At 70.1% G+C, this 13,636-nt stretch carries 11 protein-coding genes; 6 read left to right on the forward strand and 5 right to left on the reverse strand.

What is annotated here, in order from left to right:
- The first annotated feature begins 318 nt into the window (after positions 1-318).
- On the forward strand, positions 319-804 hold the full coding sequence (locus K8F61_RS16615; protein WP_231819934.1) for an FBP domain-containing protein: 486 nt from the start codon (positions 319-321) through the stop codon (positions 802-804).
- Positions 805-966: 162 nt separating this feature from the next.
- Here K8F61_RS16615 and K8F61_RS16620 read toward each other — a convergent pair whose 3' ends face one another.
- Entirely contained in the window at positions 967-1,323 is a 357-nt protein-coding gene (locus tag K8F61_RS16620; protein ID WP_067247276.1) for a hypothetical protein, read from the reverse strand.
- A 292-nt stretch (positions 1,324-1,615) separates the two neighbouring features.
- Between K8F61_RS16620 and K8F61_RS16625 the strand changes: the two genes are divergently transcribed.
- The 4 genes from K8F61_RS16625 to K8F61_RS16640 all read left to right on the forward strand — a co-directional run bounded on the left by K8F61_RS16625 (position 1,616) and on the right by K8F61_RS16640 (position 6,141).
- Entirely contained in the window at positions 1,616-2,047 is a 432-nt protein-coding gene (locus K8F61_RS16625; RefSeq protein WP_231819936.1) for a peptidase inhibitor family I36 protein, read from the forward strand.
- A 107-nt stretch (positions 2,048-2,154) separates the two neighbouring features.
- On the forward strand, positions 2,155-2,955 hold the full coding sequence (locus tag K8F61_RS16630) for a hypothetical protein (protein ID WP_231819937.1): 801 nt from the start codon (positions 2,155-2,157) through the stop codon (positions 2,953-2,955).
- A 212-nt stretch (positions 2,956-3,167) separates the two neighbouring features.
- Positions 3,168-4,229, forward strand: coding sequence for a peptidoglycan-binding domain-containing protein (locus K8F61_RS16635; protein WP_231819938.1), 1,062 nt, complete (start codon positions 3,168-3,170; stop codon positions 4,227-4,229).
- Entirely contained in the window at positions 4,219-6,141 is a 1,923-nt protein-coding gene (locus tag K8F61_RS16640) for an ABC transporter ATP-binding protein/permease (protein ID WP_231819940.1), read from the forward strand. Before K8F61_RS16635 ends, K8F61_RS16640 begins: the two co-directional genes overlap by 11 nt.
- 8 nt (positions 6,142-6,149) lie before the next feature.
- On the opposite strand, the gene K8F61_RS16645 is transcribed toward K8F61_RS16640, so the two are convergent.
- The 4 genes from K8F61_RS16645 to K8F61_RS16660 form a co-directional block, all read right to left on the reverse strand.
- Positions 6,150-7,172 carry an alpha/beta hydrolase gene (locus K8F61_RS16645; protein WP_231819942.1) on the reverse strand — a complete coding sequence of 341 codons (1,023 nt, stop codon included), beginning with the start codon at positions 7,170-7,172 and terminating at the stop codon, positions 6,150-6,152.
- Entirely contained in the window at positions 7,169-7,789 is a 621-nt protein-coding gene (locus tag K8F61_RS16650) for a cysteine hydrolase family protein (protein ID WP_067247295.1), read from the reverse strand. The genes K8F61_RS16645 and K8F61_RS16650 overlap by 4 nt, the downstream gene beginning before the upstream one ends.
- Complete coding sequence (locus K8F61_RS16655) at positions 7,786-9,249, reverse strand: purine-cytosine permease family protein (RefSeq protein ID WP_231819943.1); 1,464 nt, start codon at positions 9,247-9,249, stop codon at positions 7,786-7,788. The genes K8F61_RS16650 and K8F61_RS16655 overlap by 4 nt, the downstream gene beginning before the upstream one ends.
- Positions 9,250-9,418: 169 nt before the next feature.
- Positions 9,419-10,711 (reverse strand): M18 family aminopeptidase, encoded by a 1,293-nt coding sequence (locus K8F61_RS16660; RefSeq protein WP_231819945.1) that lies wholly within the window; start codon positions 10,709-10,711, stop codon positions 9,419-9,421.
- 440 nt (positions 10,712-11,151) lie between these two features.
- On the opposite strand from K8F61_RS16660, the gene helR reads away from it, so the two are divergent.
- A complete protein-coding gene (gene helR, locus K8F61_RS16665) occupies positions 11,152-13,332 on the forward strand; it encodes an RNA polymerase recycling motor ATPase HelR (RefSeq protein WP_231821572.1) in 2,181 nt (726 codons plus the stop codon).
- The last annotated feature ends 304 nt before the right edge of the window (positions 13,333-13,636 follow it).

Genomic DNA, 13,636 nt, shown 5'->3' on the forward strand with positions numbered 1-13,636 from the left:
GGCGGGAGGGCGGCGCCCGGCCTCCCGCGCGAACCGGCCGACGGGCGGCGGTAGACTGTCGGGGTGTTGTACTCCGGTGTCCGAAGGATGCGGAAGGTGATCGTCGGCGCGTCGCGCGCCGGCGGCAGAGGCTGACCGACGGCCGGTGGCGGAACCCCCGTCATCGGTGTCTCGTCGTACGCGGCGCCTGCTGCGCCTGCGTCCCTGTGGCGTCCGTACCTCGGGCGTCGTCCCCTCCTTCGGAGGATCCCCGGGATCCTCCGCCGTGTCGGCGGTGCGCCCTTCGGCGACGCCGCCCCGCAGAGAACTGAGAACGACATGCTTCCCGTCACCGAGCGCGAGATCCGCGCCTCTTTCGTCAACGCCTCCCGCAAGGAGGCCACCACTGCGACTCTGCCGCCGGACTTCGGCGAACTCGACTTCGAGAGACTCGATGTGCTGGCCTGGACCGATCCGAAGATGCCCCGCCGCGCCTACGCCGTCGCGCACCTCGATGGCCGCCCGGTGTCCGTCCTCCTTCAGCAGGCCGAGCAGCGCGTGCTCGCCCGGACCCAGTGCTCGTGGTGCGAGGACGTCACGCTCCGCAACGACGTGCAGTTCTTCGCCGCACGCAAGGCCGGTGCGTCCGGCCGTAACGGCAACACGATCGGCACGCTGATCTGCGCGAACTTCGGCTGCTCCGCGAACGTCCGCCGCCTTCCCGCGCTGGCGTACGAAGGGTACGACCGTGAGACCGCGCGCGAGCTGAGGATCCTCCGGCTCCAGGAGCACGTGCAGGGCTTCCTGCGCGAGCTCGGCGCCTAGCCCGTCCGCTTCCCGCCCCTCGGCCGGCGAACGCGGCGCCGAGGCTGCTCGGTCGTTGAGCGAGGAGCGCAGCGACGAGACGAAACGTGCTGGGGCGTTTCGTCTCGCTGCGCTCGCACAACGACCGGACAACGGCTGGGCGTTTCGTCTCGCTGCGCTCGCTCAACGACCGGCGGTGGGGGAGACGTTGTAACGGACCGCTCCGACGGCGAGCACGTGCCACGTCGTGTGCAGGGCGACCGGCGTTCCGGGAGCGGCCTCGAGCGCAGCGCCCCCGGCGTTCCAGACGGTGTGCGCCGTGCCGTCGAGCGTGGTCAGCCGAACGATCCCGCGTGCGGGGTCGGCGTCGACGACGAGCGCATCCACCCACCCGGCCGGGGTCGCGGCGGCGAGGCGCGCCTGGATCAGATGCAGCGCGTGACCCGGTGCGAACGAGGAGCACACGTCGCCGTGGTCGCACATGCACGCCGCACGCTCACGCACCTCGAGGGGCGAAAGGCGGGTCTGCGGCGTGCTCACGGGATGCTCCTGACTCTGGACCGATCATCCGAGAGTAGGCGGCTGCGCTCGACCGCCCAACCGCCGGCGACACGGAGCGCAACAAACGACCCGTGAGGAGCACGTCTTCGAGGCGGAAGTGCCCGCTCCGAACTGGTTCCGAAGGGCGTCGACCGCTCGAAGGAGGTTCCGGTAGAGAGCAGACAGGAGGAATCAAAATACCAGTACAAATCTTGCGCGGTCCGCTGTCTGCGAATACCGTGCAGAACAGAACATGCATCTGTCCAGGGGGGTTGAAATGCATGGTGAAAAGGTGCGGTCTTTTCGGGGTCGTAAAAGAGGTGCGCTGATTGCCACGGCGCTCCTGGCGCTGAGCGGGATTATCGGATTCAGCCAGCCGGCGGCCGCTGCGGCCCCGGCGGACTGCGATCGGGGGCTCGCCTGCTTCTGGTCCGGATATGACTACGACGTGGACTGGTGGCAGCTTCCCGGTAGGTTGTACTTCTCCTACTGTGTCGACGACTTCCGCGACTATTGGGTCGACGACGTGGCGTCATCCGTTTACAACAACGGCGTTCGGGACGGTCTGTTCATGGCTGCGGATCTCTGGGGAACCGGGAAGATCAAGTACGTCTCACGAGGATCCGGGTACGCGAACCTGAGCTCCATCGGCTGGAATGACACCGTCACCTCGGCGCACTTTGAGAGCTACCGGGCGAGCGCGAGAACGGGCCGGTGCGAGTGAGCGGTGCGTCACGATACGGTTCCGTCGCCTGGCTGATCGGGTGTTTGACTCTCATTTCACTCACGGGATGTAGCGCTGAAGCGAATAGCGCGCCCGGGCAAGCCGTCGTGAAAAACCAGGAGCAATGGGCGATGCCTCTGGATGAGTTCATCGTCTATTCCCCTGAACTGGGAAACTATGCGGAGCAGCTCTTGATCGGGCGGTGTCTGCAGGAAGCGGGTCGGTCGTGGCCTGTTCCTTGGCAGAACACCGATTTTCCTACGCGTAAGGACCAGAATCGGGTCGGGAACCGGATTTTCAACGAATTCACGGCCGCAACCTGGGGTTATCATTATGCACCGAACGCCGACGAAGTCTCCGTGCAGCTTTGGTGGGAGTTTGGGGACGCGACCGATCCCGCCGTCGCCGATCCGGCTTTCATGCGAGATTTCGACGCCTGCAGTGACAAGGTGAGATCGACCGACATCTCCCTCAACTGGCTCCGCGATGTCGATAGTTGGAACTATGTCAACGGCCTCGCAAGCCAGGCCGCGGACATCGTCGAGCAGGACGACGAGGTTCGCAGAGCCGTCGCTCGATGGCGCGAGTGCCTCTCCGCGCAGATCGACTTCGCCGTCCCTGAGGACGATCGACAGATGCCCACACAGGAGGTCAGTCAGCGGTTCGGGCTCACCGGTCCGGAAGCGTCGATGACGGCCTCCGCGGAGGAGATCGCCGTGGCCGTCGCAGACGCTGAATGCCGGACATCCAGTGGGCTGGCCGAGCTTCGCTATGACCGCGAGTGGGAGGAGCAGCAGAAGCTCCTGGACGCCAATCGGGATCAGCTGGAACGGATCCGTGCCGAGGCGAAGGCTCACCATCGAGTCTTGCTGGAGTCGATCGCGGCCAACGCGCCGGGAGCCCCGTGAACGGACGGGACGGTACGGGGCGCCCGGCGTCTGGGCGAGTCACCCGACTCTCTCGGCGGTCGGTTCTCATCGGCGTCTGCGGCGCCGGGGCGCTGGGCGTTCTGACCGTGTTCTGGATCCTGGCGACACTGTTCCAATCGCCGGCGCAGCAGGAAGCGAACGCCAGGCCGCCATCGCCGGGCCCCATCCTCGCGACCGTCGAACGGGGCACCGTGAGCGAGGACACGACGTTCACGGGAATGATCGGGCCGTCCTCCCGGCGGGAAGTCGCTCTTCAGCCTGTGTCCGGCGACGCTCTCTCCGTCGTGACGGCGAAGCCCGTCGGATCCGGCTCCGCGGTCTCGTCGGGGGAGATCCTCACTGAGGTCAACGGGCATCCGGTGCTTCTTGCGCAGTCGTCCTTCGCGTTCTATCGAGACATGGGGTTCGGCGACCGAGGCCCGGACGTTCTCGCGCTGCAGACAGTGCTGTCCGAGCAAGGCTATGACGTCGTGCCCGACGGGGTGTTCGGAGCCGGGACAGCGGACGGCGTCGCTCGATGGCACGCCGATCGCGGCTACGTCGCACCGGTCCGGCCGCGGCCCGAGGAGCGTCCGTTGACGGACTCCGCTGAGGGGCTTCCCGGGACGACGCCGTCCGCTCCGCCGCCGGTCGAGGAGGAGGCGTACATGCCGGTCTCCGGCCTCGTTGCCATGCCCTGGCCGACGGCACAGGTGCTTCGCGGTGTCGCTGTCGGCACCTTTGTCGCGGCGGGCCGCGCGGACCTCGAACTCGGAGCGCCGGACGTCGTGGTCACGGTGACGACGACGCCGGCGGAACAGGGCGGGATCGTCCCCGGCGACGTCGCGACGATCTCGATCGCCGGGAAGGAAGTCGAAGCGACGGTCGGAGAGATCCGCGGGGCGGCCGGGGGCAGCGAGGGCGACGCGGAGCCGGAGCCGAGACCGGATGGCCGCGGCGAGGAAACGGCCGAAGACCCGGGTCCGCAGGTGACCCTCACCATCACACCGAACACCGCCTTGCCGCCGACCGTGCCGGTCGGATCTGCGCGGGTCGTCGTCACGCGCATGCTCTTGGCGGAGGAGGCGCTCCTCGTGCCCGTCTCTGCCGTCGCGGATCGTGGGGGAGGGCGAGCCGCCGTCTTCAGGCACGAGGAGGACGGATCCTTCAGGGAAGTGCCGGTGGACGTCATCGTGACGCATCGAGGTCAGGTCGCGCTTGCGCCCCGGGACGCGGACGCCCTCCGTGAAGGGGAAGACGTCCGTGTCGGATGAACGCGCGATGATCCGCCTAAGGGGTGTCTCTCGGACGTATACCGTCGCTCGCGGTGCGGATGTCGACGCCTTGAAGGACGTCGATCTGGTCGTCGAACGGGGGGAGTTCGTCGCGATCATCGGTCCGTCGGGCGGAGGCAAGACGACGTTGATGAACATCCTCGGGCTGCTTGACGCCCCGACAGCGGGAGAGTACGAGCTCGCCGGCGAACGGGTGAACTCGAGGGCTGACCGCGCTGCTGCGCAGGTGCGCGCACGAACGATCGGATTCATCTTCCAGGCGTTCCATCTGCTGGAGGGTCGTCCCGCGATCGACAGCGCCGAACTCAACCTGCTCTACCGAGGCAGGCCCCGCCCGGAGCGTCGAGAGCGCGCACGTCGTGCCCTTGAGGCGGTCGGGCTCGGGGACCGCGCCGAGCAGAGCACCTCCACGCTCTCCGGCGGCCAGCGCCAGCGGGTGGCGATCGCGAGGGCCACGGCGTCGGCAGCGCCGTTGATCCTCGCCGATGAGCCGACGGGGAATCTCGACTCCCGAACGGCGAGCCAGGTGCTCGATGAACTGCAGCGACTCAACGACAACGGTGCGACCGTGGTCATCGTCACCCACGCGGCCGAGGTCGCGGCCCGGGCACGAAGGACCGTGCGGATCATGGACGGACGTGTGGTGTCGGACAGCGGGAAGGGCGAGGCAGGCGGAGAGGACGCGCGCCCCGCCGTCTCCTCCGGGGATTCCGCTCTGGCTGACGAACCCGAACAACACCATGCTCGTTCGGCTCTCGGCGACGTGGTGCGGGACGCCTGGGCCTCCGTATGGTCACGGACCACGCAGTCTGTCGGTCAGCTCGTCGCGGTCGCGATCGCGGTCGGCCTGACGATCACCACTCTGGGACTGTCCGCTTCCGCCTCCGCGCAGGTCGCCGCGACGTTCGACGCCCATCTGAACCGGGAAGTCACGGCGTATTGGTCCACCGGAGCACCGCATGCTCCGTCTCTCGAGGATTCTCCGGCCATCGCCGAGAAGCTGAACGGCGTCGAATCCGCCGCGCTCATGGTGAGCCTCGGGCCCGGGACCGTCTCCACGTTCGCCGAAGCCCGTCAGGTCCGTTCCCACATCGCGTTCGGCGACATCGCTGCTGCTGCCCGTCTCGCCGTCGCCGAGGCGCCGTGGCACACGGGAGCGTTGAAGAGCGATGAAGCACTGGTCGGCGACCTGCTCGCGAAAGACCTCCGTCTCGGCAGTATCGCGGAGACGACGGTGGTATCCATCGACGGCACAGAGTACGTCGTCGCCGGGATCATCACCGAGTCCTCACGCCTTCCCTTGCTTCGAGGTGAGGCCATCGTCGGTTCGCCGGACCAGGCGCAGCTGCCCGGCGCCGTCGACGCGACCCTCCTGACCGTCACAGCGGCAGGCGCCGCACCGCAGGTCGCGCGACAGCTTCCTCCCGCCCTGAATCCCTTCGCGCGGGAGAGCATCACCGTCCACGCGCCGACGGATTCTGCCCAGCTCCGGGGAGAGATCGAACAGGGCGTGAGGATCACTCTGGCGGCCTTCACCCTTCTCGCTCTTATCGTCGCCGTCGTCGCACTCACCAACTCCTCTCTTCTCGCCGTCAACGCACGGCGGGGAGAGATCGGGATGCGCAAGGCCCTCGGCGCACGAGATCACCAGATCGCTGCCCTCCTCACCTGGGAAGCAGGACTCATCGGTCTCTCGGGCGGGGTCGTCGGTCTGCTTCTCGGGATGTGCGCGATCCTCGCCGTGACCATCGGCCAGCGCTGGACGCCGGTGTTCGATCTCCTGCTCCTGCCCGTCGCGCTGGGGAGCGGATTGATCGTCGGTGCGGGCGGAGGGGGTCTCGCCGCCGTCCGCGCCGCCCGACTTCGCCCTGCGGAGAACCTGCGCGCCTGACCCGCGGATCAGGCTTTCGCGTGGGCGTCGAGGAAGGCGAGGGTCTTCTGCAGCGCGGTCTGCGCCTCGTCGTTGTCCAGGTGGAACTGGTACTCGTGGGCCAGCGCCGGCTCGTGATCCGCGGGCCAGAACAGCGTCGTCACGTCCACGCCCAGCTCCTCCAGGCGCTGTGACATGGGGATCGACTGGAGCCAGGTCAGCCCGTCTCCGTTTCCGCCGCTGATGTACGTGGGCGGGAAGTCGGCCGTCACGTGGTCGATCGTGGACATGAGCGAGCCCGGCGCCTCCTCGGCCCAGGTCTTCGTGCCGCTGTACGCCCACATCGCCGTCTTCAGGCCCCAGCCGGCGATGCCCTGCAGCGCGGCGAGCGCGGCGAGATCGTACACACCGCAGTTGAGCACCACGCCGCGGAGCTGGTCCGCCGTCAGCGCGGGAGCTACCCCGGCCAGCATCGCGTACTCGCTGCTCGTGGCGAGGACGGCGAGCTGGCTGGCCAGCTGAGCCCCTGCGGAGTCGCCGGCGAGCACGATCCGGTCCGGATCGACCCCGAGCTCCTCGGCGTGCGCGTCGATGTACGCGAGCGCGTCATTGAGCTGCGTCACGGCGGTCGGGTAGGTGCCTTCGGGGCCGAGTGTGTAGTTCGGCGCGATGGCGGCGTACCCCTCCGCGGCGAGGATGCGCATGTACGGCAGCACATCGCTGCTGGATCCGGAGATCCAGGCGCCGCCGTGGATCCACACGACCGTGGGCAGCGGCCCGTCGGCCGATGCCGGCGTGACGACGTCCATCGTCGTGTCGGCTCCCTCGGCATACGGCACGGCCAGCCGCTCGTCGAGGGCGGCATCAGGAGCGTGCCGTTCCATCTCGGCCGCCGTCTCCACGCCGCCCTTCGTGAACACGGTCCGGATCAGCATCGCCGACGGCCAGGGCGTGATCGATCCGACGATCCCGATCACGACGACGACGGACAGGACGATCCCCAGCGCGATGCGCGTGCGGTGCCACGGACGACGGGACGGGTGGGCGCTCACGGGGCGGACTCCTCTCGGGCGGCTGTTCCGGTCAGCATCATCGCAGCCGTGTCGGCGGACGCGAGCGCGACCTGGGGCGGGTACAGCCCCAGCACGCGGATCGCGGCGTCGTGGTTCTCCGCGGTCGAGCCCGCGCAGGCCTCGGGGACGACCGTGATGCGGCCTCCCGCGTCCGCCCCCGCCAGGACGGTCGAGATCACACAGCAGTCGGTCGAGACGCCGGTGACGACGACGGGGGCGCCGCCGGTGATCCGCTCCAGCTCCGGTCCCCACTTGCCGAACGTCGGCAGATCCAGAGTCGGGTGCGGGGAGAGCGCGCGTGCGGCGGGGACGAGGTCGTACAGCGGATCGTCCGCGGGCCGATCGGCGAAGGGCCACGCGGCGAAGTAGTCCCCCCAGCTGGTCGCGCGGTCGGCGGTGGGGAGCCAGCGGGTGACGAGCACCCGGGAGCCGGCCGCCTCCGCGAGCCGGACGATGTGTGCGAGCGCATCCGGGAAGAACGGAGAGCCCCATGCGGAATCGGGCGAGGCGAAGATGTTCTGCGGGTCGATGACGAGGAGCCAGGGCCGTGCGGTGTCGGGGGCGTCCTCGTCTCGCGGGGCGTCCCGCCCCGTCACCGCGCGGTCTCTTCCTGGCGGCGGATCCGTCCGGCCCGGGCGACGTAGGTCACCAGGAACGACAGCACCAGGGCGAAGAAGACGCCGAGGTTCGCGAACGCCCACTCGCCGTCCCTGCCGCCGACCAGGAACAACAGGTACCCCTGCCAGTTGTTCCACGGAGCCGCCTCGGCGAAGCCGTTGACCACGAAGCCCCAGCCGATCAGGCTCGCCACGATCATGGTGCCGATCGAGATCGCGTCCCAGGAGCCGTACCGCCCGCGCGGGTCGAACAGCGCCGCCTCGTCGTAGTCGCGGCGCCGTCGCAGGATGTCGGCGATGAGGATGCCCGCCCAGGACGCCAGCGGCACGCCGAGGGTGATGAGGAACGACTGGAACGGACCGAGGAAGTCCTCGGCGAAGAACACGACCCAGATGGTGCCGAGCGTGAGGATCACCCCGTCGATCGCCGCGGCGGTGGGACGGGGGATCCGGATGCCCAGGCTCAGCAGCGTCAGGCCGGAGGAGTAGATGCCGAGCACGGCGCCGGACACGAGCGCCAGCACCGCGGTCAGGAGGAACGGGATGAGGACCCAGACCGGCAGGAGCGTCGCGAGGGCGCCGATCGGGTCGTAGGCGATCATCGCGCTGAGGTCCTCGTCGGATCCCGCGAGCAGCAGGCCGAAGACGACCAGGACGACGGGGGCGACGGATCCGCCGATCGTGTTCCAGGCGACGATCGCGCCGTCGGACGCTGTCCGCTTCTGGTAGCGCGACCAGTCCGCGGCGATGTTGATCCAGCCCAGGCCGAATCCGGTCATCACCATGACGAGCGCGCCGATGACCTGACCGGCACTGCCCGAGGGGAGCGCCATGACCGCCCCCAGATCGATGTGCCCGATGGTGAGGGCGATGTAGAGGACCGTCACGACGCCCGTGACCCACGTCAGCACCGACTGCAGCTTCATGATCGTGTGGTAGCCGAGCACCGAGGCGGTCACGATGAGGGCCGCGACGATCACGGTCGCCGCGATCCGCAGTCCGATGTTCTTCCCGTCGCCGCCGAGCTGCGTGATGACGGTGGCGGTGGCGAGCACCGCCATGATGGCGAGGAACGTCTCCCAGCCGATCGAGGTCAGCCACGACACGATGCCGGGGACCTTCTGCCCGTGCACGCCGAACGCGGCACGGGACAGGACCATCGTCGGCGCGGAGCCGCGCTTGCCCGCGATCGCGATCAGGCCGCAGAGCAGGAACGACACGACGATCCCGATGACGGAGACGAGCGTCGCCTGCCAGAACGAGATCCCGAAGCCCAGCACGAACGACCCGTACGACATGCCGAAGACCGACACGTTCGCGGCGAACCACGGCCAGAACAGGTCGCGGGGTCGCGCGGTGCGATCGGACTCGGGGATGATCTCGATCCCGGTGCGCTCGATCAGGGTCGATGCGGCGGGAGCGGCGCTCTTAGCGGACATGCCCTCATCCTGGCACTGTCCGCGCGGTGGGGGACAGCGTTTCGTCTCTCGGCGCTTCCGGTCGTTGAGCGAGGAGCGCAGCGACGAGACGAAACGTCGTTACCTGGGGCTGGGGCGTTTCGTCTCGCGGAGACCTGCACTGAGCGAGCGCAGCGAGTCGAAGTGTCGCTCAACGAGCGGTGAAGAACGCGGCGGCGACGCGGGAGAGGTCGTGCAGATCGCTGACGCCGGCGAGCTCGCGGGCCGAGTGCATGGACAGGATCGGGATGCCGACGTCGACGGTGCGGATGCCGAGCCGGGTCGCGGTGATCGGCCCGATCGTCGATCCGCACGGCACGGCGTTGTTCGACACGAACTCCTGGCTCGCGACGCCCGCGGCCTCGCACCAGGCGTTCCAGGCGGCAGCGCCCACGGCGTCGGTCGCGTAGCGCTGGTTGGCGTTGATCTTCAGGGTCGGGCCCGAGCCGAGCAGCGGCTGGACGACGGGATCGTGCTTGCCGACGTAGTTGGGGTGGACGGAGTGGCCCACATCGCTGGAGAGGCACCAGGATCCGGCGTACGCGCGCAGGGTGTCCACGGCGTCGGCGCCGAGTCCGGCGTAGATCCGCTCCAGGACGTCCTCCAGGAACGGACCCGCCGCGCCGGAGCGCGAGGCCGATCCCAGCTCCTCGTGGTCGAAGGCGGCCAGGACCGCGATCCGGTCGCCGGCCGGGCCGTCGGCGGAGGCCTCCGCGAGCGCGACGACGCCCGCGTGCACCGAGGCCAGGTCGTCCAGCCGGCCGCTGGCGAAGAAGGCGTCGTCCTTGCCGAACACCGCTCCGCGCGCCGAATCGGCGACGACCGCGTCGAAACCGCGGATGTCCGCCGGATCGACGCCGGCGGACGCGGCGAGCTCAGCGAGCAGATCCTCCTCGACGGGGTCACCCAGGCCCCACACCGGCTGGGTCTCCACCTGCTTGTCGAGGGCGAGGCCGTTGTTGGCGCCGCGGTCCAGGTGGATCGCGAGCTGAGGCAGCCGCAGCAGGGGACCCGTGGCCGCGAGGACGATGCGGCCGTCGGCGAGGGCGAGGCGCCCGGCCAGGCGCAGCTCCCGGTCGAGCCAGGAGTTCAGCAGCGGACCGCCGTAGACCTCGACGCCGGCCTGCAGCCATCCCTTGGCGCCGGTGGTCGGGCGCGGCTTGAGCTTGAATCCGGGGGAGTCGGTGTGCGCGCCGAGGATGTGCGCCGCCGTGGTGGCGGAGGCGCCCGCCGGAACGGTCCACGCGATCGCCGCGCCGTCCCGGACGACGACGAAGCGGCCGCCGGCCTGGGTCGGCCAGGCCTCGGTCTCGTCGAGGCGCTGGAAGCCCACGTCCTCCAGGCGCCGGGCGACCTCTTCGGCGGCGTGGTAGCTGGACGGGGATGCGGCGACGAAGTCTGCGAGGTCTTCGGCGTGGGCGCGGGCGGCCGACGTCTCGGGCATGGGGCACCTTCCTGAGCGGACGCGCCGCGGCCTCGGCGGTCGGCCCGGGACGGGGCCGAGCGGCGGCGGCGCTCTTCGAGCGTAGGCGACCCCTCGCGCCGCTGCTCATCGAGTGGTCAGTTTTTGTGGGTTGCCGGGCGCTGAACCCACAAAAACTGACCACTCGACAGAGGACAACGGATCCCCCTGCGCACTTCCAGTTTACCGGCGGGACCGGGGCTTGCGGCAAGGGCCCCATAGGGGCGCAGAATGGGTGGCTTCGCCATCCCGACGGGAGAATCGTGACCCCTGCCGCACCCCTCTCCGCTCAGCCCGACCAGACCCCCGACCAGACCCCCGACCGCACCCCCGACCAGGCCCCCGACCACACCCCCGAACCGCCCCTCGACGCCCTTGGGCGCCCCGCGTACCGTGCCGACGACGGCGCGCGGCGGACGGCGATCTTCGCCCTGCCCGCCGAACGCACCCGCAAGGCGGATCCCCGCCTCATCTCCGCGGACGACGACCATCTCCGCGCCCTGGACGCGCGTCTCGCCGAGGAGGTCGCCGAGAGCGAGGAGCGGCTGACCCGGCTGCGCGCTCTTCCCGTGCGCCACGGGCAGGAGGTGCTCGAGCGGGACCTCGAGATCCACCGGCTGTCGTCGCGGATCCAGCTCCTGCGTCGCTTCGGCGTCGACCTGTGCCTCGGGCGGATGATCCGCCGCGACGAGTCCGAGCCCGTCTACATCGGGCGGATCGGCCTCACCGCGAGCGACGGCCGGCGTCTGCTCGTGGACTGGCGGGCACCGGCCGCCGAGCCGTTCTTCGGAGCGACCCACGCCGATCCCCGCGGCCTCGTCAGCCGGCGCCGATACCGCTGGACGGGGCGGCGCATCACGGACTACTGGGACGAGGTCTTCGACGTCGACGCCCTCGGGGACGACGCCCGCGACGCGGACGAGATCAACCGGGCCGCGCTCGACGACCAGTCGGCGTTCATCGCGAGCCTCGGCGCCAGCCGTTCGCCGCGCATGCGGGACGTGCTGGGCACGATCCAGGCCGACCAGGACGCGATCCTCCGCTCGCCCTCGCGCGGCGTGCTCGTCGTCGACGGCGGGCCGGGCACGGGCAAGACCGTCGTCGCGCTGCACCGCGCCGCCTATCTCATGCACGCCGAGCCCCGGCTGGGCCGAGGCGGCGGCGGTGTCCTGTTCGTCGGCCCGCACCGCCCGTACCTCGCCTACGTGGAGGATGTGCTGCCGAGCCTCGGTGAGGACGGCGTCCGGGTCTGCACGCTGACCGACCTCGTGCCCGAGGGCAGGGACGGGGACGCGATCGCGGTCGAGACGGATCCCGAGGCGCTGCGGATCAAATCCGGGAGCCGTCTGCTCGATGCGGTCGCCGCCGCCGTGCGCTACCACGAGCAGCCCCCGTCCACGCCGCTGGAGGTCGAGACGCCGTGGCGTGACGTGCGCGTGGAACCGGCCGACTGGGCGGCCGCGTTCGACGCCCCGGAGCCCGGCACCGCCCACAACGAGGCGCGCGACATCGCCTGGGACGCGCTCGTCGGCGCGCTCGTCGAGGACCACGCCGACGAGGACGTGCCGCCTCGTCAGCTCGACGCCGCGCTTCGGCGCAGCACCCCGCTGCAGCGGGCGTTCGCCGCCGCCTGGCCGATCCTGGATCCGGCCGGGGTCGTGGCCGATCTGTGGAGCGTCCCTGCCTACCTCCGGATCTGCGCCCCGTGGCTGACGGAGGCGGAGCGGGACGCACTCCGTCGCGAGGCGTCCGAGGCGCGGCGCTGGACGCGATCGGACCTGCCGTTCCTCGACGCCGCGCGGGACCTCATCGGCGATCCGCGCGGTTCCGCGCAGCGGCGACGCGAGGAGCGGGTCTCGCAGGAGGAGCGGGAGCAGCGGGACAGGGTGATCGACGAGCTCATCGCCGCGGATGACGACTTCGAGAGCGCCGTGACGGGCTACTTCTTCGGGCCCGACGGCGAGGGCATGCGCGACGCGATCCTCGACGAGGCCGCGCGTCTGCGCCCGGACCCGGACGCGCTCGCCGGTCCGTTCGCCCACGTGATCGTGGACGAGGCGCAGGAACTCACCGACGCCGAATGGACGATGCTGCTGCGCCGAGCCCCATCCCGCAGCCTCACGGTGGTCGGCGATCGTGCGCAGGCCAGGCACGGGTTCCGGGAGAGCTGGCGGGCGCGGCTGGAGCGGGCGGGGCTGCGCGAGATCCGCGAGGCGTCGCTGAGCATCAACTACCGGACGCCGGAGGAGGTGATGGCCGCCGCCGAGCCGGTGATCCGCGCCGCGCTGCCGGACGCGAACGTCCCGACGTCGGTGCGCCGCAGCGGCGTTCCCGTGCGGCGGGGGCGCGTCCCGGAGCTCGACGCCATCCTCTCCGCCTGGCTCGACGCCCACGAGGAGGGCCTCGCGTGCGTGATCGGCGCGGACCGGGCGCTCCGGCATCCGCGGATCCGGTCGCTCACCCCGCAGACCGCCAAGGGGCTGGAGTTCGACCTCGTGGTCCTCGTCGACCCGGAAGGGTTCGGGGACGGGATCGAGGGCGCCGTGGACCGCTACGTCGCGATGACGAGGGCGACGCAGGAGCTCGTTCTGCTGACTCCCTGACCCGTACCGGCATGCCGAAGGCCCCAGGATCGAAGTAGGCAAAATACCGGTAGGTCACATAACCTGGGAGTTCAGGGGGAAGACGTGCGCCTTCGGCGTGTCGTCGGGATGAAGGGGATCTTCGTGGGGTCTTGGACTGAATGGTCCGTCGTTCGTGGTGTCGCGGGAGCCACCGCCGCCGTCCTGCTGGCGGCCGGGCTCACCGTCGTCGGACAGGCCGTCGCTCCGGTCGCCGCTCAGGCGGCGCAGGACCCGACGGTCTGCGCGGGTTCGGTGTCGCTGGTCAACGGCGGCTTCGAGCAGC

The sequence above is a fragment of the Microbacterium resistens genome, from assembly GCF_021172025.1.
Lineage (GTDB): Bacteria > Actinomycetota > Actinomycetes > Actinomycetales > Microbacteriaceae > Microbacterium > Microbacterium resistens.